The organism is Meridianimarinicoccus marinus (genome assembly GCF_040689105.1).
GTDB lineage: Bacteria > Pseudomonadota > Alphaproteobacteria > Rhodobacterales > Rhodobacteraceae > Meridianimarinicoccus > Meridianimarinicoccus marinus.
In genome coordinates this window covers 38,702-63,037 of record NZ_JBFBVU010000015.1, presented here as the reverse complement: position 1 = coordinate 63,037, position 24,336 = coordinate 38,702, and the positions used below count along the sequence as shown (strand labels likewise).

General features: G+C 63.7%; 23 protein-coding genes and 1 pseudogene. 6 read left to right on the top strand and 18 right to left on the bottom strand.

The window, feature by feature from the left end:
• Positions 1–34 precede the first annotated feature (34 nt).
• From otnC to AB0T83_RS12660, 9 genes are all read right to left on the bottom strand, one after another.
• Positions 35–685 carry a 3-oxo-tetronate 4-phosphate decarboxylase gene (gene otnC, locus AB0T83_RS12700; RefSeq protein WP_366193508.1) on the bottom strand — a complete coding sequence of 217 codons (651 nt, stop codon included), beginning with the start codon at positions 683–685 and terminating at the stop codon, positions 35–37.
• Positions 682–1,953 carry a 3-oxo-tetronate kinase gene (gene otnK, locus AB0T83_RS12695; RefSeq protein ID WP_366193507.1) on the bottom strand — a complete coding sequence of 424 codons (1,272 nt, stop codon included), beginning with the start codon at positions 1,951–1,953 and terminating at the stop codon, positions 682–684. Before otnK ends, otnC begins: the two co-directional genes overlap by 4 nt.
• Entirely contained in the window at positions 1,950–2,663 is a 714-nt protein-coding gene (locus tag AB0T83_RS12690; protein ID WP_366193506.1) for an alpha/beta fold hydrolase, read from the bottom strand. Before AB0T83_RS12690 ends, otnK begins: the two co-directional genes overlap by 4 nt.
• Positions 2,653–3,453 carry an HpcH/HpaI aldolase family protein gene (locus AB0T83_RS12685; protein WP_366193505.1) on the bottom strand — a complete coding sequence of 267 codons (801 nt, stop codon included), beginning with the start codon at positions 3,451–3,453 and terminating at the stop codon, positions 2,653–2,655. Before AB0T83_RS12685 ends, AB0T83_RS12690 begins: the two co-directional genes overlap by 11 nt.
• Positions 3,453–4,580 (bottom strand): cupin domain-containing protein, encoded by a 1,128-nt coding sequence (locus AB0T83_RS12680; RefSeq protein WP_366193504.1) that lies wholly within the window; start codon positions 4,578–4,580, stop codon positions 3,453–3,455. Before AB0T83_RS12680 ends, AB0T83_RS12685 begins: the two co-directional genes overlap by 1 nt.
• Positions 4,581–4,602: 22 nt before the next feature.
• Positions 4,603–5,658: an ABC transporter ATP-binding protein gene (locus AB0T83_RS12675; protein WP_366193502.1), complete on the bottom strand. Its 1,056-nt coding sequence runs from the start codon at positions 5,656–5,658 to the stop codon at positions 4,603–4,605.
• A 12-nt stretch (positions 5,659–5,670) separates the two neighbouring features.
• Positions 5,671–6,486 carry a carbohydrate ABC transporter permease gene (locus AB0T83_RS12670; protein ID WP_366193501.1) on the bottom strand — a complete coding sequence of 272 codons (816 nt, stop codon included), beginning with the start codon at positions 6,484–6,486 and terminating at the stop codon, positions 5,671–5,673.
• Positions 6,483–7,367, bottom strand: a complete 885-nt coding sequence (locus AB0T83_RS12665) for a carbohydrate ABC transporter permease (RefSeq protein WP_366193500.1) — start codon at positions 7,365–7,367, stop codon at positions 6,483–6,485. The genes AB0T83_RS12670 and AB0T83_RS12665 overlap by 4 nt, the downstream gene beginning before the upstream one ends.
• A 63-nt stretch (positions 7,368–7,430) precedes the next feature.
• A complete protein-coding gene (locus tag AB0T83_RS12660) occupies positions 7,431–8,705 on the bottom strand; it encodes an ABC transporter substrate-binding protein (RefSeq protein WP_366193499.1) in 1,275 nt (424 codons plus the stop codon).
• Positions 8,706–8,842: 137 nt separating this feature from the next.
• Between AB0T83_RS12660 and AB0T83_RS12655 the strand changes: the two genes are divergently transcribed.
• Complete coding sequence (locus AB0T83_RS12655) at positions 8,843–9,499, top strand: GntR family transcriptional regulator (RefSeq protein ID WP_366193498.1); 657 nt, start codon at positions 8,843–8,845, stop codon at positions 9,497–9,499.
• Between the two features lie 445 nt (positions 9,500–9,944).
• Here the strand turns inward: AB0T83_RS12655 and AB0T83_RS12650 are convergent.
• The 8 genes and pseudogenes from AB0T83_RS12650 to AB0T83_RS12615 form a co-directional block, all read right to left on the bottom strand.
• A pseudogene (locus tag AB0T83_RS12650) lies at positions 9,945–10,191 on the bottom strand (integrase core domain-containing protein); the annotation flags it as partial.
• A 144-nt stretch (positions 10,192–10,335) separates the two neighbouring features.
• A complete protein-coding gene (locus AB0T83_RS12645) occupies positions 10,336–10,554 on the bottom strand; it encodes a hypothetical protein (protein ID WP_366193497.1) in 219 nt (72 codons plus the stop codon).
• A gap of 875 nt (positions 10,555–11,429) precedes the next feature.
• Entirely contained in the window at positions 11,430–12,935 is a 1,506-nt protein-coding gene (locus AB0T83_RS12640) for a tripartite tricarboxylate transporter permease (protein ID WP_366193496.1), read from the bottom strand.
• 10 nt (positions 12,936–12,945) lie between these two features.
• Positions 12,946–13,110: a hypothetical protein gene (locus AB0T83_RS12635; RefSeq protein WP_366193495.1), complete on the bottom strand. Its 165-nt coding sequence runs from the start codon at positions 13,108–13,110 to the stop codon at positions 12,946–12,948.
• Positions 13,111–13,449: 339 nt separating this feature from the next.
• Entirely contained in the window at positions 13,450–14,757 is a 1,308-nt protein-coding gene (locus tag AB0T83_RS12630; RefSeq protein WP_366193494.1) for a HipA domain-containing protein, read from the bottom strand.
• Between the two features lies 1 nt (position 14,758).
• A complete protein-coding gene (locus AB0T83_RS12625; protein WP_366193493.1) occupies positions 14,759–14,980 on the bottom strand; it encodes a helix-turn-helix domain-containing protein in 222 nt (73 codons plus the stop codon).
• A gap of 229 nt (positions 14,981–15,209) precedes the next feature.
• Positions 15,210–16,328 carry a ParB/RepB/Spo0J family partition protein gene (locus AB0T83_RS12620; protein ID WP_366193492.1) on the bottom strand — a complete coding sequence of 373 codons (1,119 nt, stop codon included), beginning with the start codon at positions 16,326–16,328 and terminating at the stop codon, positions 15,210–15,212.
• Positions 16,325–17,632: an AAA family ATPase gene (locus tag AB0T83_RS12615; protein WP_366193491.1), complete on the bottom strand. Its 1,308-nt coding sequence runs from the start codon at positions 17,630–17,632 to the stop codon at positions 16,325–16,327. The genes AB0T83_RS12620 and AB0T83_RS12615 overlap by 4 nt, the downstream gene beginning before the upstream one ends.
• 439 nt (positions 17,633–18,071) lie before the next feature.
• On the opposite strand from AB0T83_RS12615, the gene AB0T83_RS12610 reads away from it, so the two are divergent.
• On the top strand, positions 18,072–18,752 hold the full coding sequence (locus tag AB0T83_RS12610; protein ID WP_366193490.1) for a hypothetical protein: 681 nt from the start codon (positions 18,072–18,074) through the stop codon (positions 18,750–18,752).
• 99 nt (positions 18,753–18,851) lie between these two features.
• Here AB0T83_RS12610 and AB0T83_RS12605 read toward each other — a convergent pair whose 3' ends face one another.
• Positions 18,852–20,387, bottom strand: a complete 1,536-nt coding sequence (locus tag AB0T83_RS12605; protein ID WP_366193489.1) for a sulfatase family protein — start codon at positions 20,385–20,387, stop codon at positions 18,852–18,854.
• Between the two features lie 88 nt (positions 20,388–20,475).
• Here AB0T83_RS12605 and AB0T83_RS12600 point away from each other — a divergent pair, with 88 nt between their 5' ends.
• From AB0T83_RS12600 to AB0T83_RS12585, 4 genes are all read left to right on the top strand, one after another.
• Positions 20,476–21,243, top strand: a complete 768-nt coding sequence (locus AB0T83_RS12600) for a helix-turn-helix domain-containing protein (RefSeq protein WP_366193488.1) — start codon at positions 20,476–20,478, stop codon at positions 21,241–21,243.
• A 29-nt stretch (positions 21,244–21,272) separates the two neighbouring features.
• Positions 21,273–22,529, top strand: coding sequence for an ABC transporter substrate-binding protein (locus AB0T83_RS12595; RefSeq protein WP_366193487.1), 1,257 nt, complete (start codon positions 21,273–21,275; stop codon positions 22,527–22,529).
• A gap of 77 nt (positions 22,530–22,606) precedes the next feature.
• Positions 22,607–23,500 (top strand): carbohydrate ABC transporter permease, encoded by an 894-nt coding sequence (locus tag AB0T83_RS12590; RefSeq protein WP_366193486.1) that lies wholly within the window; start codon positions 22,607–22,609, stop codon positions 23,498–23,500.
• A gap of 4 nt (positions 23,501–23,504) precedes the next feature.
• Complete coding sequence (locus tag AB0T83_RS12585) at positions 23,505–24,329, top strand: carbohydrate ABC transporter permease (protein ID WP_366193485.1); 825 nt, start codon at positions 23,505–23,507, stop codon at positions 24,327–24,329.
• The last annotated feature ends 7 nt before the right edge of the window (positions 24,330–24,336 follow it).

Sequence of the window (24,336 nt, the reverse complement as noted above, 5' to 3'; positions counted from 1 at the left end):
TCCGTCCAGAGAAACCCCAGGTTGGCTGAAAACTTCATGTGTCCCACTCCACGTCAAACCTGGTCACAAGGCCCCGGACCTGCGCGGCACTCAGGGCGCGCGGGGACAGCCCCCGGGTCATCATCGCCAACCGGGCAGTATCCTCAAGCTCTTCGATGGCGTTGCAGGCGGCCTCGGCATCCTTGCCGGCCACTACAGGCCCGTGATTGGCCAGCATCACTGCCGCGCGTTTGCCCGCGAGTCCGCGTACCGCCGCTCCCATGGCCGGATCGCCGGGCATGAAGTATGGCAGCAACTTGACCTGCCCCAGTTTCATGATCCCGTAGGGCGTGAGCGGCGGCAGGAGGCTGTCTTCGTCGGCATCGGGCATCATCGACAGCGCCACCGAATGGCACGAATGCAGATGCACCACCGCCCCCGCAGTGGAGCGCGTGTCGTAAAAGGCGCTGTGCAACGGCATCTCCTTGGTGGGGCTGTCGCCCCCGATCAGGCGGCCCTCGGGATCCAGCCGGCTGAGCCGCCCCGGATCGAGCCGCCCGAAGCTGGTGCCGGTGGGACTGACCAGCAACCCGCCATCCTCGGTCCGCGCCGAGATGTTGCCGGTGCTGCCGCCGGTCAGCCCGCGATCGAACAGAGATTTGGCCAACAGGCAGATATCCTCCCGCAGGCGGGCCTCCGCGCTCATGCCGTGCCCAGCGTATCTTGGGCCTGCGTGAAGAAGCCCTCTGCGCCGAAGTTGCCGGACTTCAGGGCCAGCGCAATCTGCTGGCCGCCGGACATGCACCAGGTCCAGGGCACGCCGGGGGCGATCTCGTGGCCGATGTCCAGCTGGTTGACGCCAAGCGCCTGCGTGACCGCGCCCGAGGTTTCACCGCCGGCCACGATGATGCGCCGTGCGCCTGCATCACGGGCCGCCACCGCGCAGGCCGCAAGCGTGTCCTCCACAAGGCGGCCGGCCTGTGCCACCCCCAGCCGTTCTTGCGCCTTGGCGACGCTGGCAGGCTCGGCGGTGGCATAGAGGATCGGCGCGCGGCCAAGATCCTGCTGCGCCAGCCAGTCCAGCGCCGGGCCGGGGCCGGTCTCGGCCAGTTCCTGCGGATCCAGACGACGCGACGGGTGACCCTGCGCCACATACCGCGCCACCTGTTTGCGGGTCATTGCTGAACAACTGCCCGACAGAACAATGGTTTCCGTTCCCAGCCGGGGCACCCGGGTGCCGGTGGCATCGGGCCCAAGCAGGCCCGCGTCCCTGTAAAGCGTGGGCAAGGGCATGGCGACCGCACTGCCCCCCGTCATCAGCGGGAAATCCCGGCAGGCCCCGGCGATGCTTTCCAGATCGGTCATGGCCACCGCATCAATCACCACATGTGCGACCCCCTGCGCCTTCAGGGCAGCAAGCTCGGCCGCGATGGCCCCCTGCCCCGCCGCCACGCAAAGCCGGTCAATCATTCCAACCGGTTGTACCACTTGCGGCCCAAGCAGGCGCAGCAGGTTGCTGTCGCGCATCGGGGTCAGCGGATGATCCTTCATCGGGCTTTCGGCCAGCGGGTGGCGCCCGACGAAAAGATTGCCCATGAACACCGTGCGGCCGTTCTCGGGGAAGGCCGGGCAATAAATTGTCTGCGCGGTGTCCAGATCGGCCATCAGCGCCTCGGCCACCGGGCCGATATTTCCTTCGGGGGTGCTGTCGAAGGTCGAGCAGTATTTCCAGAAGAACCGCGCCGCTCCCGCCGCCTGCAGCCATTTCAGCGCGGCGCGGGCGTCGGCCACGGCCTCGGCCACCGGGGCGGTGCGCGACTTCAGGGCGATCACTTCGAAGGCCGCGGTCTGCGCCGGCGGAGCGTCGGGTACACCGATCCTGAGCGACACCGGCAGGCCGCTGCGTGCCAGAAGACCGGCCAGATCGGTGGCCCCGGTGAAATCATCGGCAATGCAGCCAAGTACGGTGGTCATTCGGTCATTCCCTGATGGAGCGTGAAACCGTGTGCAACGGCGGCGCAGCAGGCGTCTGGATCCTCGACCAACGCATAATGGCCAAGCCCCTCCAGCGGCACAAACCGGCCCGCAGGCGTGGCCTGCGCCGCCGTTTCGGCCAGCGCGAGGGGCGCCCATGTGTCCCCGGTGCCGGTCAGGAAGCTGATGGGTGCCGTGGTGCGGGCCAGGGTCTTGAGCGCCCCCGGCCGGGTCAACGCCAGCTCTGTCTGCGCCTCGATCAGCCCGGAACAGACCTCGGCCATGTCGAGGATCATCGCCCGTGTGCGGTCCGGCGACGGACCGGTCAGCGCGGGCAGGCGCGCGGCCAGGGCTCGAGCGCCGCCGACCTCGCCCACCTCGCGGGCAAGGTCCAGCCGGCCCGCGCGCGCCTCCGGCCGGTCGGCCAGCGGGTTGAGCGCGAACAGCAGGAACGCACTTGACGGCAGTCTGTCGGCCAGATGCGCCGCGACGATGGCACCCAGCGAGAACCCGCAGACGACCGCCCCTGGCACGCAGGCGGTGGTGACCTCGTCGAGGTAGTCCTCGACGCGCGGATAGCGCAGGGCCACCGGGTGCCGGGCCGCCTCCGGCACCCCCAGCCGGTCAAGAAGCGGCTCGAACACGCGGCCGGAACACAGCGTGCCCGGCAGCAGAACCCAGGGCCGCCCCTCAGCCGGCTCAATAGCCATGCGCGGTACCGGGCGCGGCAAGCGCCTCGGAGGGATCGTCGTCGGCCAGCGCGGTCACCGCCGCCGCCATGCTGCGCGTCAGATGGCCGAAGTCGTTGCCGGGCGTGACCAGACCGCAGCCTTGGGCACGGCGGGCAAGGGCATCTTCGGCATCGGAACAGAAGATGCCGACCGGGATGTCGCGCTGCCGGGCGCTGGCCATGACCTTGGCAATCGCGCGCTCGGACTCGGGACGCGGAAAGCCCACGTGCCCGTCGACCGAGAACGCCAGATCGTTGGGGCCAAGATAGATCATGTCGATCCCGTCGACCGCGAGGATCTCGTCGATCCGTGCCACGGCTTCAACGGTTTCGATCATCGGAATGGCCATCACCGTCTCGTTGGCCCGCGCCACGTAGTCCTTGCCGCCATAGAGCAACCCGCGCGAAGGTCCGAAGCTGCGGTTGCCGAAGGGCGGATAGCGGCAGGCAGCCACCAGCGTCTCGGCCTGCTCGGGGGTAGAGATCATCGGGCAGATGATGCCATAGGCCCCGGCATCCAGAAGATGCATGATCTTGGCCGGATCGAGGTCCGGTACCCGCACCAGTGGCACAGCCGGGGTGGCCGAGATCGCCTGCAACATGTGCAATGCTTCCTGAAAGCCCATCATCCCGTGCTGCAGATCGACGGTGACCGAATGCACCCCGGAATGGCCCACCCCTTCGGCCGAATAGCTCGACCCGATGGACAGCCAGGCGTTGACCACGGTTTCACCCGCGGCCAGCCGTGATTTGACGGTGTTGCTGCGCATCACCCGGCTCGCTTGTAGTCGGGCAGCAGCGCCGCCTTGGCCACATAGCCGCCGGCGTCGAGCGCCTGACCCGCCGCGCGGGCCGCCTCGATCACCCCTTCGGCAAAGACCGGCCGCTTGCGATGGTCGCCCGACACCACCATCAGCACCTCGGCGGGCGCATCGCCTACCGCCGTGATCGCCCGGACCACCCCGGCGGGGATGGAATAGGTGTCGCGCTCGGCCAGGTCGACCGTCACATCGGCTTCGGCGTTGAAGGTCAGGCGGACCTGCCCCGCGCGGACGATCAGCACCATCTTGTCATCCAGAGTGAAGCGGCTGACGCCGATGCCGGCCCCTAGCCGCAGCCATTCCAGCGAGAACCCATGCGGATTGGTGATGGGTGCTGCATGGTCGCGGTTCTGGGTCAGACCGGATCCGATGACCGGTGCGATCTCGGCTCCACGTCCGGGCAGTGCTGCGTCGATGAAGGCGGGGCGGAAGTCACGGTCGGCCTCGGTCACCACGCGGCGGCGCATCTCTTCGGGAGAGACCTGGCGCAGTTGCGCCACCTCTTCATCGGGCATGGGCGCGATGCGGCCATCCTCGCCGGGTACCTCGTCGCCCCGCGTGGCATCGATCAGCGTGTTGTCGTTCGAGATATACAGCCCGTAATCCGCTGCCTCGCGAATGATGTCGGGATGGAAGATCACGCCGCCGGTGTTGTCGCCGCCAAGTGCCGTAAACAGCCAGCCGTCATCCGGCCCTGTGTTGGTGAAGCCCCGGAATATCCAGGTCGGAACCGACAGAATGTCGCCGGCCCGACCGACGAATTCATTCTCGCCGTTCGATCCCCAGCGGAAGGTCCATTCGCCCTGCTGGACGATGAAGACCTCGGCGGTGAAATGAACGTGCAAGTTGTTGGTGATGCCGTTGGGCATGGCGGCGGCGCCGATGTTGAACCCATGCGGTTCGGGCAGGTTCACTACTTGCTCGTCCGAGGAAGTCACGCCGGGGCCGATGATGGAATAGTTTTCCTTCAGGTGCGATCCCGGCTTCTTGCAGTCGATGAAGGCCACGGTGCAGGACACATAGTCGTCGCGCTTGACCCGGCGGGCGTCGGCTTCGGTTTGGGAGAGTCTGGTCATTGTAGGTTTCCTTTCCTCTGGGTCAGCCGTCGATGCGCTGGCCGGAAGTCTTGTCAAACAGGTGGATACGCACGCCGGGTTTCGGCGCGAGCGAACAGGGCGCATCGATCGGGGCTTCGAAATCCGCTGGCCCACGGGCGCAGATCGATGTGGTTCGGTCGCGCAGGGTGACCAGCGTTGAATCCCCGGTCAGTTCCAGCGCATAGAGCTTGCCCGAAACCGCCGCCGACCCGTCGGTGGTCAGTTGCAGATCCTCCGGGCGGACGCCCATCACCACGCCGTCGCGGTCAGCGGCCGTCACCGGCAGCGAAACACCCGGCGCCTCGAACCGCCCGCCGGTGATGCGGCCTTCGACCAGGTTCATCGAGGGAGAGCCGATGAACCCGGCGACGAACAGATCGGCCGGCTCCGAATAGATCTTCTTCGGAGTGTCGAGTTGGACGATCCGCCCTTCGCGCATCACCGCCACGCGGCTGGCCAGCGTCATCGCCTCCATCTGGTCGTGGGTCACATAGACGGTCGTCACCCCCAGTTCGTGATGCAGGTGCTTCAGCTCGGCGCGCATGGTGACGCGCAGCTTGGCGTCGAGGTTCGACAGCGGCTCGTCCATCAGGAAGATCTTCGGGGTGCGGACGATGGCCCGCGCCAGGGCGACGCGCTGACGCTGACCGCCCGACAACTCCGAGGGCCGGCGTTTCAAGAGCGCGTCCAACTCAACCTTCTGGGCGGTTTCAAGCACCCGCGCGTCGCGCGACTTGCGGTCCATGCCGCGCAGCTTCAGCGGATAGCCGATGTTCTCGGCCACCGTCATGTGCGGGTAAAGCCCGTAGTTCTGGAACACCATGGCGATGTCGCGATCCTTGGGCGGTTTGTCGTTCGCCCGTTCGCCCGCAATCATCAGGTCACCGGCGGTGATGTCTTCCAGTCCCGCGATCATCCGCATCGTCGTGGTTTTCCCACAGCCCGACGGCCCAAGCAGGACAAGGAACTCGCCCTCCTCGATGGTCAGGCTCTGTTTCGGGACGGCAAGGAATTCGCCATAGCGCTTTTCGACATCGACAAGCTGTACTTCGGCCATCTTCGGGCCCCCTTATTTGACCGCGCCGGCAGTCATGCCGCGCGTGAAATGTTTCTGGATAAGCAGCGCCATGATGAAGATCGGCACCGTGATCATGACCCCGGCCGCACTCATCAGCTCCCACAGGTCGCCGCGTTCGGTCCGGAAGCTGACCAGCCCCACTGGCAGGGTAACCGCATCGCGGCGTGTCAGGATCAGCGCGAAGAGAAACTCGTTCCAGGTCAGGATGAAACAGAAGATCGAGGAGGTCAGGATGCCCGGCGCCGCCATCGGCAGCACGATGTCCCGGATCACCCGCAGCCGCGAGGCGCCGTCGATCAGCGCGGCCTCTTCGCTGTCGGTGGGGATCGCATCGATGAACCCCTTGATCATCCAGATCACGAAGGGCGTCACGATCGCCAGGTTGACCACGATCAGCGCAATCCGCGTGTCCAGAAGCCCCAGTGTCCGGAACATCAGGAAGAAAGGCAGCACGATCACCACCGCCGGAATGAACTGGGTCGACAGGATCAGGAAGAACAGGAATTTCCGGCCCTTCACCCGGAACCGGGAGAAGGAATAGGCCGCAAGCGAGGCACAGGGCACCGCGATCAGCACCGTGACACTGGCTACGATGACCGAGTTCAGCACCATGTCGCCCAGGTTCCACGGGTCCGAGAAGACCGTGACGAAGTTGGACAGTGTCGGGCTGAAATCGAGCGACAGGGAATAGGCGTCCCGTGGGCGTTTGAACGCGGTCAGAAACATCCACAGGATCGGGAAGAGGACGATGCTTGAGATCAAGAGCAGCAGCGCGCGCTCGACCCACCAGAGAACTGATTTGCTCATGCTGTGGCCATCTTTCTTTCGCTGAGCAGCATCCGGACGTACCAGATCGAGATCAGCATCATGATTGCGGTGAGAATCCAGGCCAGTGCCGAGGCATAGCCCATGTCGTACCATTTGAAGCCGACGTTGAAGATGAAGAAGGCCAGCGTCTCGGTCGAGGTGCCGGGGCCGCCGCCGGTCAGCGTGACCACCTGGTCAAACATCTTCAGCGCGAAAATCGTCTTCAGGACGGCAATCACCAGCAGCACGCCCTTCATCTGCGGCAACACGATGCCAAAGATGATGCGCAGGCTGGAGGCCCCGTCGATGCGCGCGGCTTCTTCGGTTTCGCGCGGCACCGAGGCCAGGCCACCGAGGCACATGAAGGTCATGTAGGGAGCCCAGTGCCAGACATCGGTCAGCACGAGGATACCCATGGCAAGGTCGGGACTGGCCAGCCATGGCACGCCGGCAAGGGCGGGAAAGATCGCGCCCAGACCCTTGGCGATGACGCCGAATTCAGGGTTGAACATAAAACGATAGCTGACACCGATCAGGGCCGGGCTCATGGCGAAGGGAAGGATCAGGATAACACGGGTGAAGGTGTGCATCCGGCCCTTGCGCCGCAGCAGCAGGGCCAGCGACATTGCAATGACCAGGGTCAGGGCAACACTGGTAAGCACGAAGATCGTCGTCACCCAGAGAGAATTCTGAAAGCCCGGCTCGGAGAAGGCATAGCCGAAATTGTCGAGCCCGACGAAATCACCTGGACGGCGTTGCTTGGTCAGATCCCATTCCCGAAAGGCGGTGACGAAGGAATAAGCAAGCGGATAGAGCGTGGTGGCCAGAACAATCAGGAATGCCGGGACCAGCAGCAGGTAAGACAGGGATCTGTCCTGCATGACGCACCTCTTTGATGTGGAGGGAAAGGCGCGCCCATTCACGGGCGCGCCAGATGCCGTGGATCAGCGGATCCGCTTGATCTCGTCGGCAGCGTGGTTCAACGCGGCGGCGGTATCGCTCTGTTCACCGCTGGCGAGGCTCGAAATGGCGGTTTCCAGGATCTCGGAAATCCGCGGCCAGTTGTCACCAAAGCCCATGCCAGGCGCTGTGGCCAGCGCGTCTGCGGCCGCCGAATGCATGCCGCCCCAGCGTGCGTTGACGTCCTCGTCCCGCAGGTTGGAGAAATGGACGGCGACAACCTCGCTCAGGTTCTCGTCAAGCAGCACGTCGCGCTCCAGCGCGGGATCGGTAAGCCAGCTCAGATATTCTGCCGCCGCGCCCTTGTTGTCGGCCCCTTCGGTCACGGCGAAGATCCAGGTGTTGGTGAATGTGGTCTTGTCTGCATCACCAACCGAGGGCAGCGAGGTGAAACCGATCTGCTCGGCGGTCAGCTTGGACTGCTCGGGGTCGGACAGCTGCGAACGCACCCACCACCACACCGGCAGCATCGCCGAATTGCCCTGCTTGAAGCTGTTCACCGCGTCTTGTTCCACGAAGGTCGCGGAACCGGCCGGGGCAATCTTCTCTTCGGTCAGCAGGCTGACGTACTGGTCGGTCGCGGCAATGCCGGCCTCGGAGTTGAACGCGGGCTCGCCGTCCGCGTCGAACAACTCCCCACCATGCCCCCAAAGCAGGTTGATCCACACCATCAGGTTCTGTCCGCTCAGCTTGCCATAGGGCAGCGCGATCCCGGCGGCGTCGCTGGAGGCCTGCACCGCCTTGGCCGCGGCCACGACGTCATCCCAATTGCTCGGCACCGCAGCGCCAGCCTGTTCGAGCAGATCCTTGCGGTAGAACAGAAGCTGCACATGGCCCCGCACCGGCAGCCCCACCAATTCGCCGTTCATCCGCCCGTGGCGCAGGTGCGCCGGCGGGAAGTCTTCCAGATCGACACCCAGTGCGGCGATCTCGGCGTCGATCGGCTGCACCAGGTTTTGCAGAGAGGGCACCCATTGATCCATGATCGAAACCACGTCGTAGTCGCCCCCGGCGACCATTTCCGTGGTCAGCGCTTCCTTCATGTTGGGGAACGGCACGTAGTCGTAGACCACGTCGATGCCGGTGGCTGCCTCGAAGTCGGCTAGGCGCGCTTCATGCGCTTCGAACTGGCTGGATTTCACCGCCAGGACATGCACCGTTTCACCGTCGTAAGGCTTGCCCTCGGTGGCTTCCCAGGCGCTGGCGCCCGAACCGACAAGCGCCGCAGCAATGGCAAGTGCGCTGGTAAGATGTTTCATGTGGTCCTCCCTTTGAAACTGCCGTGACGTTAGGCGGGTTCCGTTTTTCTGTCAATATAATTATCAATAATCTTATCGTTGATGCTGTCGCGTGAGTTGTCTAGACTTCCCGACACCGCAACAACAGGGCCGTTCAAATGACGACCACTCTGCAGGCCGAACTGGAAAAGGACATCATTTTCGGGGTCTACGCGCCGGGCACGCGGATCACCGAAGACAGCGTCATGGAACACTACGGCGTCAAACGTCATGCGGTCCGCCATGCCTTCGCGGAACTGGAAAACCAGGGCTTGCTGGTGCACCGCCCCCGGCGCGGGGTCGAGGTCGTCGATTTCACGCCTGACGAGGTCGACGCCCTCTATGACCTGCGCACCGTGCTGGAAACCGCGGCTGCGCGCAGAACACCGCTGCCCGCTCCCGCCAAGACCACAGACGAGCTTGAGCAGATCGCGAAACGCCATGCCGAGGCCGTAGACCGCGGCGCCTTCCGAGAGGTCTATGAGCTGAACCAGAAGTTTCATGAGCTTCAGTACAGTTGCTGCACCAACCCCCGGCTGGCCGCAATGATCGCCAGACATGCCCGCATGGCCCAGCCGATCCGGGTGATCAAATACGACGACACCGACCACATGGCAACGATTGTCGCCCAGCATCTCGACATCATCGCCGCGCTACGCGGCACCTCGACCCCCGCCTATGAAGCCAGCGTCCGAAACCACCTGCCGGCCTCAGCCGAAGCCTATCGAACCATGTATGAACGGCGATTTGCGGGAAGCCGGGTCGCAAAAGTCTGAAACCCTTCTAACCCCATCGTTCTTGGAGTCAGGATGCACTGAGTTCAGCGTTCCGGTCCAAATCACGGCTTGCCAAGCGACCTTCGCCTTGAACTCGGTCAAGTGGGAATTTCGTTTTGGCATCTCTGATCTCTTTCTCAACCAAGATCAGCTGACAACAAGTCGTAGCTCACGTTGGCATCCGAATTTCGGCAAGAGTTCCGTCTGCTTGGTCCAAGCCGACCTTTCAGCCCACATGTTCCTCCTGCGCATCCGTTGGCGGCAGCCTCGAGTCAACCAAGGATCGGGTTGCGAATTGGCTGGCCCAGGTAGATGTCCTTGACCACTTCGGAGCGCCGCCTCCGTTCCGTTGACGATGACATAAAGTATGCCCGTGGTCGTGAGTGCGTTCTTCCCCGCGTCGTAATCAGCGTTTTTTGACTTGCCCTGATTTGGTGGGGAGCGTTTAGCACACTTCGTGTGCCTTTCGCTTGAAGGCGATGGGGCTTCGGAGGCCAAAGGATGAATGCCACCGGACGGCGGTTGTAGGACCCGTTGATGTATCTGGCGACGGCATTTTCAGCCTGCTAGCGGGATTGCCATGCGACCGGCCAGATCAACTCCGACTTGATTGTCATGAAGAACGATTCGACCATCGCGTTATCGTAGCAGTTCCCGCGCCCGCTCATCGACCTCCCTCTTTCACGAAGAAGGCCGCGGCGTTTTATAAGATGTCGCGCTCCTGCTTCAGCACCGCATGTTAACGCCAGCCGCACCGCCTCACGCCAAAAGTCTGGGGTCGGTCGGTTTTTGTTTCCCATAGAGCACTTCCTGGATCTTCAGTTGGTGCTCTCCACTCATTCAGGGCAAGTCCAATAGCCTGCCACGATGGCGTGGGCACCATTGAGCGTCGTTGTCGTCGACTCGTCGATGATGGCCATCTCGGGGCGCCAGTCGAACTGGCAAGCATCTTTTGGATCGAAGCTCAGTGGCACATAGGCCGCTGCTGCTCCCACATGAATACTCTGGAAACGGCTGGCAGGGCATGCCTTCACAAGCATCGCCTTAGCCACCATTCGCAAGCCGGCAATGCGGATCCCCGGAATTGAACAGACGGCTCATATGCTTCGAGGCGCGGCCTGGCCGCCTTTTTTGTCGCCTCAATGGCCCGTGTACTGTCGCAGCTGACACGCGCATCCCAATCCAAAGACGCTTTTCGCGCGCCAGGTACCATTTCCGTGCGGTGAAATGACCTGTGGGTTCGGATGGACCACCAGCGGAGCGACGAAACGGCGCGAGTCAGGACACTTGGAGGTGAACTTTCAGGCAATGGGAGTGCGGGGCCGAAATCCCCTGGTCATTGACATTACGGCCTGTTCCGGGCCTTCGGGGAGGAGCAGATGTACCCATGTTGCAGATTTGAACGCGGGTTTTCAGGACCTCAGACGACGGTCAGAGACAACGGAACCCTGCTTTTCCCCCATATCTGGTCCCTCGGAGCGTTGCTGCCCGGGAAAATCTCGCCGTCCGGGCGTCGGGTTTTGGGCATCCCATGCGCATCCAGGACCTGGCCTGCCCCGCCTCCTGCGCCGGACCTGCCCGGACCCATCTGGGGCCTTCAGCGCCGTCCGACCGGCACTTGAAAGGATCCAGACAGGCCGGTCCACAGTGCTGCCCCCCGGCGGGTCGGGCAGCCCGGGCCGGGATTCGCAACTGCGGGCCCGCCCAGGGTCGGCGATTTCAGGCGTCAGTCCGGGTCTGCCCGGAACCCACTCGCGGCCGGTCCCGGCCCACGCATGTAGTGTTTCTCCGGTCGGTATCGGTGAAGAAGCCTTAGTACGGCCCGATGCAGCAGAATCGTAATGCGCATTTCGTTATCACTTCTTTCGGGACGCCTTGACGCGTCATGATCAATCTTGGGGCTGGCCCAGATGCTCTGGCTTGCCCCACGTCACGCCCGTTCCGCAGCAGCTTTGAGCGCCTTGCCTCGCAGTCCGACAAACACCGCAATCGCCACAATCGCGATGCATAGGACCAGGAGAACCATGGAAATCGGTCGGTCGGTGAAGATCCATAGGCCATCGCGCGAGATCAGCATCGAACGGCGGAAGTTGTTCTCGACGATGGGGCCGAGGATCGTGCCGATCACCACAGGCGCCAGAGGGTAGTCGGCGGCGCGCAGCAGGATGCCGAGAAGTCCGAAGCCGAACATCACCCAGAGGTCGAACACGGAAGACTGAAGCGCAAATGTACCGATCGCACAGAGCACCAGAATGGTAGGGATGAGCGAGGATTTCGGCAGTCGAAGCAGGCGGACGAAAACCGGCACCAGAAGAAAGCCGAGGACCAGCAGGAACAGGTTGGCGAGGATGTAGACGAGGAAGATCCCGCCAACGACCTCTGGTCGGTCGGCGAAGAGGGCCGGTCCGGGAAAGAGACCGAGGATCAACAACGCGCCCATGAGCACGGCGGTGGTGGCATCGCCGGGAATGCCAAGCGACAGTGTCGGGATGAGCGCCCCGCCACAGGTCGCATTATTGGCGGCTTCGGTGGCGACAACCCCGCCTTCGGCCCCATCGCCGTAGCCCTCTTCGGGCTTTGCAACCGCTTTCGCGACGGCATAGGAGGTGAAAGCGCTGATGTCGCCACCGGCCCCCGGGAGGGTTCCGAAAAACGTGCCGATGGTCGAAGACCGCAGAAGGTTTGGTATGTGCCCGGCGATGAGTTTCAGCGAGCGCAGGCCCGGGCGTACCGGTTTCGGAATCTCGCCGGTGATCTTGTCCCGGCCGATGAGTTGCCAGGCCATTTCCGAAACAGCAAAGAGTCCGACAACGATCGAGACGATGTGGAAACCGTTCAGCATCTGGTAGCTGTCAAACGTGAAGCGATAGCCCGTCGACAACTCGTCGGTGCCGATGGTCGCGATCAGCATTCCGAGCATGCCGGCGAGCAACCCCTTGGTGGTGGCTTCGCGCGAGACAACGGCGATGGAGAGTAGCCCCAGAACCCCCAGCAGGGTGAGCTCCGGCGGGCCGAAGCGTGTTGCGAAAGCCACCAGCAAAGGCGCAAAGAGAATGAGCAGTAGCCCGCCGAACAGGCCACCGATGGAGGATGCACAGATGGCAAGACCGAGCGCGTCGGCTGCGCGGCCCTTCTGCGCCATCGGGTAGCCGTCGAACAGTGTTGCCGCGGCAATGGGTGTTCCGGGAATGCGCAGCAGAATGGCCGAAATCGCGCCCCCGCAGGACCCGCCAACGAAGACGGCGATCAACAGTCCCAGCCCCGCGAGCGGCTCGACATAGAGCGCGACAGGAAGGAGCAGAACCACGCCCATGAGTGGGCCCAGACCTGGCAGGGCGCCGATGACAAGGCCCAGTATGACACCAAGGAAGGTCAGCAGCAGGACCTCTGGACTGGCCATGAGCATTGCGCCGCTATAGAGCATTTCACCGATCATTTTTTCGATCCTACCAAGACAAGGCGATGCCGAACTGACCGCGTGGCAGGACGACGTCGAGCAATCCGCCGAAGACGAGCGAGAGAGCCACGGTGACGGTGAGCGGAACGGCAGCCAATAGGATCGGGGCGCGTTCGCCGGCGAGATACATGATCCCCGACAGGTCGGCCTGCACGGGCCGGGGTTTGCAACCGGGGCACCCTTCGACAGCTTCGGGGGCACATGTGTTCCTGCCTCCGCATACGCGCATCGCGGCCCCCGCCCTCATGCGCGCGTCATTGCAGCCCGCCCCCATGGGACGATTTTTGCAAGCCGATTGGGCTCACTGAACAATGCTATGGTTGGAAAGCCGGGCAAACGCGCATTACCCCCGCACCCTTCGCCCCTGCCCTGTCACCCCCGATAAGCCGCGCTTATCATGTCAAACCTACTCAACCCAGAAATCCACACACAGAACAGCTCCCGCTGACCCGTTCCGCCCACGATCGGCCTCAGGTGACACATGCGATCCACATCAAGGACGGTTTAGCACCACCAGATCGCGCGGCGGGATTTCCAGGTCGAGCGCAAGCGCCGCCGCCAGCGCGGATGCCTGTTCCGCGAAGCCATCCCCAAGCCGCTTGTGCGAGGGGCCGCGCATCTCGGGGATCCGGTCAACAACAGCCTGGGTCAGCGCGACCAGCCTGCGACGCATCGGGGCGGTCAGGCTGCGATACCCCAGATCCTGCGCGAACCGCTCCAGATCCCGGGCCGTGATGGTATCGGCCATTTGCGCCGCGCCGATGTCAAAGGACAATTGATGCGTGACCTGGTCGTCGATCAACGTGGGCACGATGTCGTACAGCGGGGCAAGCTGCGGCCGGCCCGTCGGATCGTAGGCGTAAAGCAGGCTGTGGTTCTTTGCATGGTTGTCCGTGTTGCCCAGCAGCAGGTTGACAACAGTGCCTTCCAGAAAGGCCGAGCGCGCCTGCGCGGGGGCGCTGCAGTGCTCCAGCAGGTGCCCCGCCGCACGGGCCGAGAACTGGCGCGCACCGGTGCCGTTGCGCTGGTACTTCAGGTGCGGCCCAAGGCTCAACGCCTGGCAGAAATCCTCCTGGTGGATGCGGTGCACCTTCGCCCCCCGCACCGACCGGTCGAAACGGGTGACCAGCAACCCGCGCAGATCGCCCTGCCCGACCTCCTTCGTCTGCGCCACCGGATGCGCCAGCAGGCTGGCCGCGATCGTCATCAGGGCGTGCTCCTGCGCGACCAGCCGCAGGTCGCGTCGCCGTGGAACCTTCAGGATATGCGTTGTCGGCGCGCCACTGCCCGCACGCGGCAGGGCAACCTGCCCCCCCGGCAGAACCGTCACCGCAAGCTTGCCCTGCACTCCGGCCAACGGCGAGGGGTCATCCGACGTCTCGGGCAGCCGCCGGTGATCGCGCAGGGCGCGCATGATCGTCTCCAGATCCTCTGCCGACAGGGCCGTGTAGTCCGTCTCCAGATTGCCGGGGCGCTTGCCCGGCCCCTCCCCTTCCGGCACCACCGAGATTGCGCCGGGACAGTCGCGGCCAAGATGCGCCAGCAGCCCCACGATATCGGTCTGTGCGATGCCGTGCTTCTGCATGACCTGATCCCGCATCGCGTTTTCGAACAGCAGGTTGTCGAAGAAGCCGCGCGTCGGAACATCGCCGAAGGGCGCGTCCCGGATCGGCAGCGACAGGGACAACGGATGTGGCAGATCCTGCCGCAGGTACCGGAAGGACACCGCGCCATCGTCGGCGCGGCTCAGGGTGCCGACAGGAGCGGCCTGCCCATCCAGAAACACGTCGAGCCGTTGCATTTCAGCCCTCTGCCATCAGGTCGAGGCCAAGGTCGCGGCACAGCGTGAACACCATCCCGATCTGGGTGGTTTCCTTGCCGCGCTCGGCCGCAATGATGGTCGGCACCGAGATCCCCGATTGCAGCGAGAGGGTTTCCTGCGTCAGGCCCAACGCCTTGCGCCGCTTGCGAAGGGCTGCGCCAAGATCGGCGGGGGTCTTGATGATGTGACGGGGGCGCGACATGGGAATCTCAAGGCTCGTTTAGGTTAGGGGTGTTTTACGTCGAAGCGGTGTAAAACTCAACAGTCTTTTAGGTTTCGTGGCGCTGCGCCGGATTTTGCCGGAAACCTGAAAGAGCCTTCATATTTTACGCCCTGCCCCGCCCTGTGATCCGCGGGGTTCCATACGGCAGAAAAAACAGAAAGGGCGCGCCAAGCGGCACGCCCCTCCCCGTCTTGCGGTATGTCCCGATCTAGTCGTCCAGCATCGCCAGCAATTGCTGCACGGCGGCCTCAAGCTTTCGCCGGTCCATCGTCGTGAAATCCGCATCCAGCTTCAGCTCCAGCCGCCCCATGGAGGCCGTGCATTTCGCCGCCCCCCTTGGGCTGTGAACCTGAAAGGTCGTGCGCGCCTTGCGGGGCGATTTTCCGGCCCTTGGCGCGTCGTTCCCCACGGGGAACGTATCCTGCGCGGGGTCCGGCGCCGCCTCCCCCTGCCCCACATAGGCCTTGAGAATCTCCAGCTCCCCGGCGGCATCCCGCGCACCACCGGTCACCAGAGCCCGCTGCAGATCGGCCAGCGTTTCCGGCTCGGCCTCGATGCGCTTGCGCACCGCCAGCCCAAGCGCGCGCGGGATCGCCTGCGGATGTTGCAGGTGCCGCTCCAGCACCGTCAGCAACTTGGCAAAGGCCCGGATATAGCTGCGCTTCTGCTTGCCGACCGAGCCATAGAGCGCATCGACAGCCTCGTCGGTGGTGTCCGCCGCCGTCGCTTCGCTTTCGGCATAGCTGCGGGCAAGGGCGGCCATCTCGGCGAAAGAGATGTCGGTGCGCACGAGGTTTTCGTCGACCATGCGGCGATACAGCCCCTCCAGCGACTCGCCCTGCCCCAGCACCACCGCTGGAATGGTGCCGTACCCGCCATCAGGGTTTTCGGCGGCCAGCGCCCGGAACGCGGACAGCCGCCGCAGCCCCTGTACCAACTCATAGCCGTCACCAGCGGCTTCGACCTGGATCGGATTGGACAGACCGATCTGTGCAATCGAGGTTTTCAGATCCTCAAGATCCTCGGCCCCCACGCTCTTGCGGTCCCGGACCAGCTTGGTGGTCCGGATTTCGCCAAGCGGCACCCGTTGCAGGACAAGGCCCTGGTTCCGCAGAGAGACGTATTCATGCGCCAGGGCATCGTTCTCGGCCCGGATCGCCTGTTCGGTTTCGGCCCGGTCGCGCAGCGAGTCCGCGTTCTCACGCACGGCGCTGGCCATCGGTCCCCGACGCGGTTCCAGCGAGGAAATGCGCGGGCCGCCGGGGCGCGGGGCCTCCTGTTCCTCGGGCATGTCGATGTCAAAGACGCGGCGTCTCTTCTTGCTCATTCCCTTTCCTCCATCTTCTCCCAGGCTTCGGTCAGGTTCTTGCGAAACTCGGTATAGGCCCGGTCGAAGGTGGCGCGGGCGCGTCGCCATGTTTCACGGGTCATGTCGCGATAGTCGATCTCGTAGACCGAACTCAGGAACCGGCCCGATTGCTCGACGGCGCGGGTCAGCTCGATCGGATGCTCGGTCACGCGATCGCCGAAGACCTTGCCAAAGGCTTCGTACATGGCGCGGTGCAATTCGTTGCCCGGCTCGAACCGGGTCAGAAGGAAGCGCAGGTCGAGGAAGGCTTTCGGCCCGGCGTTCCCCGCGGGGAACGCGGCATCCTTGAACCCGGCATCCAGATCCTCCAGCGCCTCGCTGAGCTGGCCGATGAAGCTGGTGGTGCTGTCGTATTCCCAATAGCCGGGGCCGGAGGGGATATAGAGCACATCCGCCGCGAAGACGGCGTTCATGGACTGATAGCCGATGGCCGGCGGGCAATCGAAGATGATGATGTCATAGCTGTCGTCCGGGATCGCCGAGAGGTAGCGGTCCACCGCCGCGAAGAACGACCAGTCCGGGTTCAGGTGCCGATACTGGGCCGAGGCAAATTCGACGAAGGCGGCGTTGGCGCACGACGGGATCAGGTCGATGGTCGGCCAAGAGGTCGCCTGGATGAAATCCGCGACGCGCAGGTCTTCCAGCCCCATGCCGCGGACCGAAGCGGGCAGGCGGCGTTCCACCACCTTGGTGCCCGAGGCCGCCCCCGAGCTGGCGCTGTTCATGCGGTCGGTCTCGCGGATCAGGTCGCGCGCCATGATGCCCCAGACCGTATGATCCTCGGACACGTCGCTGAGCCCCATGGAATGGCTGAGCGTGGCCTGCGGGTCGAAGTCCACGCACAACACCCGGTAGCCGTCCAGCGCCGCCGCATGGGCGAAATGCAGGGCCACCGTCGACTTACCGGCGCCGCCCTTGAAGTTGGCGATGGCGGCGCGGATCGCGCGCTTGCCGGGCGGGCGCGGCGGCATCAGCGTCTTGCGGTTCACCTTCATGCGGCGGCGCAATTCGTTGATCTCGGCCAGCGAAAACCAGCGCTGGCGGCCGTCTTCCTCGACCTCGCCGACGGGCAGGGACGGGTCCGCCGACAACCGGCCCCGAAAGGTGGACTGGTTGATCTTGAAGATCAGCTCGGCTACCTCCCACGAGGAAAAGCGGCGCAGCGTCTTCTCCATTTCCGGAGAGAAGGTCTGCTTCCGGATCCAGCCCTGCATTTTCAGCGAATGTGACTGGAGCTCCTGAAGGTCGCGATAGTTGTACATACCCACCTCATGAGACGTAAATTCTGCTCTATTCGTGAAATACGCCTATTTGCCTGTTTTGGCAAAACAGAATATCCTCAAACTGCATGAAACCCGATGGCCGGCCAACCCTATGTGGCATTGGCGCGCCAGATGTGAATCGCCGGATGCCCTTGAGGGCCACGCCAGATGTTGGGAGGCGCGCATATGGGGGGACAGGATTTGGCGTTCCCGCGCCATTGGGGGGACAAAACCGGCCAACCGGGGGACACATGGGATGTCCCCCATCACCTGTAAACCCTAATTCTTTGATTGATTGTGAAAGCCGAAAGGGGCCGCCGGGCCAAACACGTTGACAGAATCGAAAATTGGACGCTAAATCCTGAACCATGAGCAAAAGCGTCCGGACAACCGGAGGCACGGTTCGCAGGAACCACAGGCACGAGCAGGATACGGTCCAATGTTGGCCAAGCAAGCAGTGGGGCAGGGGGCTGCCTCTCGAAAATACGATGTGCTCACGGCATTGGGCACCATGGCCTGCGCCGAGACAAGCTCGGTCCAGCGGACGATCCTCAGATTCATGACCCTGATCACCGCCCGGTACAACTGGCTGCGGGACGAACTGTCGATCGGGCGCGCCGATATCGCCCGGCTGTGGCAGGTGAACGAACGGACGGTGAAGCGGGAACTGGCCAAGCTGAAAACCCGGGGCTGGCTGACCGTGAAACGCCCGGCGGCACGCGGCAGGGTGACGGTCTATAGCATCGACTGGGCCAATATTCTTGAGGCGTCGCGTCCGACTTGGTCCAATGTGGGGCCGGACCTTGAGGCGCGTCTGGGCGGGGCGCCGGAACCTGCGCGGTCCAAGGTGGTGGCCTTTCCGACCGTGGAGACAGCCGGGCAGGGGGGCTGGGGTCGCGCGGCGGCCATTCTGCAGGGGGAGGATCCGGCCTTCTATGCCAACTGGTGCGCAGGGCTGGAGTCGTCCGGGGTGTCTGACGGGGTGCTGGAACTGATCGCGCCGTCGGCCTTCCACGCCCAGTACCTGCAGACGCAGGGGTACGACAAGCTGTTCCACGCAGTGCGCAGGGGCCTGCCCGAGGTCGCGCGCATGGTGGTGGCGGGAAAGCGGCCGGGATAACGGATTCCGTCCGCCGTCCCAAGGCGGGGATGGGCCGCTGGCCCGGTGGCCGGCTCCGCACCTCTTGCCGGGGCAATGGGCGGGGCCGGGCGGGAAGGTTCAAGCGGCTCTGCGGGCCTTGCGGCTGTCATGTTCGGGCACGTCACCGATCTCGGCCATGCGGGCGTCAAGCTGCGCCAGCATGTCGTTGAAGACCTCGGCATAGGCCGGATCGTCGGCAACGTTGACCAGTTCCAGCGGGTCTTTCTCGCAGTCGAACAGCTCCCATTCCGGCGGTTCGTCCGGGCCATGCGCGCCGGGTTGTCCCAGATCGGAATTGTACCAGTAGATCAGCTTGTAGCGATGGCTGCGCAACCCGTAGTGCGCCCAGGCATTGTGATGCTCGTCCTTGTGCATCCAGTAGCGGTGATAGGCGCTGTCGGGCCAGTCTTCGGGGGCCGCCTGTTCCAGCACCGGGCGCATGGAGCGTCCCTGCATGTAGCTGGGCATCGGAAGGCCCGCGTAATCGAGGAAGGTCGGCGCGAAATCGACATTGGTGGCGATCTCCTTGGCGACGGAGCCCGGCGCGATGGCGGCGGGATAGCGGATGAGGAAGGGCATCTGCAGCGATTCCTCGTACATGAAGCGCTTGTCGAACCAGCCATGTTCACCAAGGAAGAACCCCTGATCCGAGGTGTAGATGACGATGGTGTTTTCAGAGAGGCCTTCGGCGTCGAGCCAGTCGAGCATCCGGCCGACGTTTTCATCCACGGCGTGGATCGTCGCGAGGTAGCGTTTCAGGTAGCGCTGGTATTTGAACAGCGCGAGTTCCTCCTCGGTCTCGAAGGTGAAATTCTCGCCGGTGTGCTTGTCGATCAACACCAGACCGCGCGGATCCTTGGGGTGCGGCACGCGGCGGGTGCTCCAGTAGGGCACGCTCAACTCGCCGACCTCGGCGCCACCTTCGGGCTGCACGAGGCCGAGATCGGTATAGGTCATGTCCATGCGCACCCGCATGCGCGCGGCTTCGGCAGCGCGCGCGCGGTTCTCGTAGGTGTCGTTGTAGGTCTCGGGCACCTTGATGTCGCGGCCTTCGAACATGACGCGGTCGCGCGGGTGCGGCTCGAACGGGCGGTGCGGGGCCTTGTGGTGGCACATCAGGAAGAACGGGCGGTCGGGGTCGCGGTCCTTGAGCCACGACAGGCTCTTGTCGGTGATGATGTCCGTGGCATAGCCGCGCTCGGTGCGGTCCTCGCCCATCTCGATCATCCGCGGGTCGAAATAGTCGCCCTGTCCCGGCAGCACCGACCAATAGTCAAAGCCGGTCGGCTCATGCGGCTTGCCTTCGCCCAGGTGCCACTTGCCAACCATCGCGGTCTGATAGCCCGATTGGCGCAGGTGCTTGGCGACATTGGGCCAGCGGTTGTCGATATGGGTGTCCAGCGTGGTGACGCCGTTCACATGGTTATAGGTGCCGGTCAGGATCGAGGCGCGGCTGGGCGTGCAGATCGAATTGGTCACATAGCAATGGTCCAGCCGCATCCCTTCCTGCGCGATCCGGTCGATGCCGGGGGTGTGGTTGAGGCCATGGCCATAAGCGGAGATCGCCTTGGAGGCGTGATCGTCGGACATGATAAACAGGATATTCGGTCTCACGGGCGGCTCCGTTCCATGGTTCTTGCGGGCCAACTGTTGACCCCTTTCTTAAATATGGTAGTAACAAACCCAAATATAGGAAACAAGTATGTCCGGAACATCGAGCCGCGTGATCGCGATCCTGGAGGCCCTGACAGGGCCCGAAGCCGATGGGCTGGCGGCGCAAGAGGTTGTCGAACGCTCCGGCCTGCCAGCCTCCACGGGCTATCGCATTCTCACGGAATTGCAGGATCTGGGTCTTGTGCATCGCTCGGCCAGCCGCAAGCTGATGGCCAACTTCAGCTTTCAGCGGCGCCTGCATTGTCCCGGTCTTGATGCAGAGGTTCTGGCCGAGGCCTGCGCGGTGCTGAGCGACCGTCTGACCGCCGCCGCCGAGGTTGTCGTGCTCAGCGGCCACAACATGCTGTGGCATATCGTGCAGCAGCACCCCGATCAGGCCATCCGCCTGCGCGCCTTTTCGGGCTTCATGCGCGGCGCCTACGAGTTGGATTCGATCTCGCGCATGGCGCTGGCGCATCGCCCGATCGACAGGCTGGAAAAATCCTGGGACACCGGGGCGTTCTACAGCACCGGCGTGGACCGGCAGCAGCTGGACTGGGACGCGGCCCGCGCGATGATCGAGGCCGTCGATCCGTCGGACATGCAATACGACATGATGGGCAACGCCAAGGGCATCCGCCGCTATTGCGTGGCGATCCACGGGCCGGACGGCGGCATGATCTGCCTGCTGACCGTGGCCGAAGCGGCCACGCCGGTGCGCGACGAGGCGCAGCATGTCGCCAATGTGCGCGGCCACCTGATGGCCCGCAAATCGACGATCGAAAGCGCGTTCTCGGATCCGGCAAAAACCGGCTGAAACGTTTCCAATACCAACGGGAGGACACCATGAAATTTACCCTACCAGCCTTGGCAGCCGCCGCGGCGATGACCGCTATGCCGGTCATGGCGCAGGATCTCGTCCTGTCCATCGGATCGCGCGGCTACGGTCCCGCGGTCGAGCGCAACATCGAACGCTACACGGCGGAAAACCCCGGTGTCAGCATCGAGTGGAACAAGGTCTCGGACGTTCCGGGCGAGACCCGCAAGCTTTATGTCACCGGCCTGACGGCGAAAAGCCCGACCCCCGACATCTATGCGGTGGATGTGATCTGGGCCGGCGAGTTTGCGCAGCGCGGCTGGCTGCAACCGCTGAACGGGCTGCTGGACGCGGACACCATCGCCGCCTTCAACCCGTCGCTGCTGGACGCCGCGACCGTGGATGACGAGGTTCATGCCCTGCCGCTGTATGCCGATGGCATCCATTTCTTCTATCGCACCGATCTGCTGGAGAAATACGGGCTGGCGGTGCCGCAGACCTGGGAAGAGGTTCTGGCCGCGTCGCAGACCATCCTGGACGGCGAGGGCAATCCGCAGCTTTACGGCTTCGTCTCCATGTGGGCCAAGATCGAAGGGCTGTTCATGAACTGGCTGGCCTTCACCAACGCCAACGGCGGCGGTTTCTATGATGCCGAGGGCAATATCGCGGTGAATTCGCCCGCCAATATCGCGGCAACGCAATTCATGGTCGATCTGCTGCACGAACACCGCATGGCGCCGGATTCGATCCTGAACGCGCGCCCCGATGACGCGCGCACCCTGTTCCAGCAGGGCAGGGCGGCCTTCCTGATGGTGCAGGACTTCGTGCATGCTCCGCTGAGCGCCGACAACAGCCCCGTCGCCGGCAAGTTCGACTTCACCCGCGTGCCCTATTTCGAAGGCCATGAGGACGCCAACAGCACCACCATGGGCGGCTGGTTCCTGGGCATCAATCCGAATTCGGAAAACAAGGAAGCCGCGGCCGATTTCCTGGCGAGTTTCACCGCGCAGGAGCAGCAGTTGGCCGCAGCGGTCGAGGACAACCGCGCGCCGACGATCCCCGCGGTCTATGAAGATCCGTCAATGGGCAGCAACGAGGTGCTGGCCAAGTTCGGGGCCAACTACGACTTCGGCGTCGTGCGCCCCTCTGCCAATTCGGGCAGCAAGTACCCGCGTGTCTCCGAGATCATGCAGCTTGAGATCACAAACGCCCTGCACCAGCAGAAGACCGTCGAAGAGGCGTTGAACGATGCGCAGGCGCAGCTTGAGGCGCTGATGGCCGAGTAACCCCACCAGCCCCTGACATGCGCCCGGCGGCCCCAGTGTCGCCGGGCGGACCTTTGACACCCCCAACCGGTGGCCCCATGACATCCATGATTTCCCCGCTCGACAGGCGCAGGCACCTGACGGGCATGGCCTTCATCACGCCGACGATGCTCGTGATCATCGCGATCCTCGTCTATCCGATCCTGCAATCCATCGTGCTGAGTTTCGGCCAATCCAGCATCGACGGGTCCGAGCCTTACCAGTTCGTCGGCCTGAAGCATTACGCCGCGCTGGCAGGCAATGACCGGTTCTGGAACGCGCTCTGGGTGACGCTGCTGTTCACCGGCCTGTCGATCCCGCTGGAACTGGCCATGGGCATCGGGCTGGCGGTGCTGATGAACGAACATTTCCGCTTCAAGGGGATCGCCCGGCTGGCGGTGCTGTTTCCCTGGGCGCTGCCCACCGCGCTGAACACGCTGATGTGGCGCTGGATGTACAACACCGACTACGGGCTGTTCAACGCCGCCGCCCTGCAATCGGGGCTGGTGGACCGACCGATCAATTGGCTGGGTGACGAGACGCTAGCGATGATGTCGATGGTCATCGTGGCGGTCTGGAAAACCTCGTCCTTCATGGCGCTGATCATTCTGGCCGGGCTGCAATCCATCCCGCGCGAGCTGTACGAGGCGGGCCGCATGGATGGCATGACCCGCTGGCAGGAGTTCCGCGAGATCACCCTGCCGCTGCTGAAAGGGCCGATCCTGGTGGCGCTGATCGTGCGGTCGATGGATGCGCTGCGCACCTTCGAGCTGCCGTTCAACCTGACTGATGGCGGGCCGGTGACGGCCACCGAGAGCTTGTCGCTGTATGCCTACAAGGTGATCTTCGACTTCATCGAGTTCAACTATGGCGCGGCCATCGTCGTGGTGCAGTTCCTGGTGATCTTCGCGATGAGCCTGCTGTATATCCTGACCCTGCGGAACAAGGACTGAGCCGATGAAAAAACGTCCCCGCTTTGGTCTGTACGCGCTGGTGATCCTGTCGGTGGTGATTTCCTTCCTGCCGATCGTCTGGCTGGTGCTGACTTCGTTGAAAACCACCGAAGGCATCTATGCCTGGCCGCCGCAGTATCTGCCCGATCCTTTCACGCTGAAGAACTACATCAACATCTTCACCAATTCGCCCGAACTGCTGCTCTATGTGCTGAACTCCTTCATCGTCGCCCTGGGCTGTACCGTGGTGGCGCTCAGCTTTGGCGGCATGGCGGGCTATGCGCTGTCGCGGCTGGGGATGCGGCGGGCCGGGGTGCTGATGGTGTTCATCCTGGCGGTGTCGATGTTCCCGCCGGTGTCGCTGCTGCCCTCGCTGTTCCAGACCTTTCTCAAGCTGGGGCTGCTGAACACCTATGCCGGGCTGATCATTGCCCATACCGGGCTGTTCCTGCCGTTCACCGTGTGGATGCTGGCCAGCTATTTCGCCACGCTGCCGCCCGAGATCGAAGAGGCCGCGCGCATGGATGGCATGGGGTTCTTCCGCATCTTCTGGTCCATCGTGATCCCGCTGTCCTGGCCGGGGTTCGTGGCCACCGGGCTGATCGTGTTCATCTTTTCGTGGAACGAATTCCCGCTGGCGCTGGTGCTGATGACGCAGAACGCGATGCGCACCGCGCCGGTCGGCATTTCGCTCTATCCCGGTGAGTATGCCTTCCCGTGGGAGACGATCTCGACCGCGACGGTGATTGCCATCGTGCCGGTCCTGATCATCACCGCCATCTTCCAGAAACAGATCGTCGGCGGGCTGACCGCGGGCACAGGCAAGTGAGACCCTG

Bases quoted from the DNA above. Each gene is read 5' to 3' on its own strand.
- otnC (WP_366193508.1), bottom strand. From the start codon at position 685: ATGAGCGCGGAGGCCCGCCTGCGGGAGGATATCTGCCTGTTGGCCAAA.
- otnK (WP_366193507.1), bottom strand. From the start codon at position 1,953: ATGACCACCGTACTTGGCTGCATTGCCGATGATTTCACCGGGGCCACC.
- AB0T83_RS12690 (WP_366193506.1), bottom strand. From the start codon at position 2,663: ATGGCTATTGAGCCGGCTGAGGGGCGGCCCTGGGTTCTGCTGCCGGGC.
- AB0T83_RS12685 (WP_366193505.1), bottom strand. From the start codon at position 3,453: ATGCGCAGCAACACCGTCAAATCACGGCTGGCCGCGGGTGAAACCGTG.
- AB0T83_RS12680 (WP_366193504.1), bottom strand. From the start codon at position 4,580: ATGACCAGACTCTCCCAAACCGAAGCCGACGCCCGCCGGGTCAAGCGC.
- AB0T83_RS12675 (WP_366193502.1), bottom strand. From the start codon at position 5,658: ATGGCCGAAGTACAGCTTGTCGATGTCGAAAAGCGCTATGGCGAATTC.
- AB0T83_RS12670 (WP_366193501.1), bottom strand. From the start codon at position 6,486: ATGAGCAAATCAGTTCTCTGGTGGGTCGAGCGCGCGCTGCTGCTCTTG.
- AB0T83_RS12665 (WP_366193500.1), bottom strand. From the start codon at position 7,367: ATGCAGGACAGATCCCTGTCTTACCTGCTGCTGGTCCCGGCATTCCTG.
- AB0T83_RS12660 (WP_366193499.1), bottom strand. From the start codon at position 8,705: ATGAAACATCTTACCAGCGCACTTGCCATTGCTGCGGCGCTTGTCGGT.
- AB0T83_RS12655 (WP_366193498.1), top strand. From the start codon at position 8,843: ATGACGACCACTCTGCAGGCCGAACTGGAAAAGGACATCATTTTCGGG.
- AB0T83_RS12645 (WP_366193497.1), bottom strand. From the start codon at position 10,554: ATGGTGGCTAAGGCGATGCTTGTGAAGGCATGCCCTGCCAGCCGTTTC.
- AB0T83_RS12640 (WP_366193496.1), bottom strand. From the start codon at position 12,935: ATGATCGGTGAAATGCTCTATAGCGGCGCAATGCTCATGGCCAGTCCA.
- AB0T83_RS12630 (WP_366193494.1), bottom strand. From the start codon at position 14,757: ATGCAACGGCTCGACGTGTTTCTGGATGGGCAGGCCGCTCCTGTCGGC.
- AB0T83_RS12625 (WP_366193493.1), bottom strand. From the start codon at position 14,980: ATGTCGCGCCCCCGTCACATCATCAAGACCCCCGCCGATCTTGGCGCA.
- AB0T83_RS12620 (WP_366193492.1), bottom strand. From the start codon at position 16,328: ATGAGCAAGAAGAGACGCCGCGTCTTTGACATCGACATGCCCGAGGAA.
- AB0T83_RS12615 (WP_366193491.1), bottom strand. From the start codon at position 17,632: ATGTACAACTATCGCGACCTTCAGGAGCTCCAGTCACATTCGCTGAAA.
- AB0T83_RS12610 (WP_366193490.1), top strand. From the start codon at position 18,072: ATGTTGGCCAAGCAAGCAGTGGGGCAGGGGGCTGCCTCTCGAAAATAC.
- AB0T83_RS12600 (WP_366193488.1), top strand. From the start codon at position 20,476: ATGTCCGGAACATCGAGCCGCGTGATCGCGATCCTGGAGGCCCTGACA.
- AB0T83_RS12595 (WP_366193487.1), top strand. From the start codon at position 21,273: ATGAAATTTACCCTACCAGCCTTGGCAGCCGCCGCGGCGATGACCGCT.
- AB0T83_RS12590 (WP_366193486.1), top strand. From the start codon at position 22,607: ATGACATCCATGATTTCCCCGCTCGACAGGCGCAGGCACCTGACGGGC.
- AB0T83_RS12585 (WP_366193485.1), top strand. From the start codon at position 23,505: ATGAAAAAACGTCCCCGCTTTGGTCTGTACGCGCTGGTGATCCTGTCG.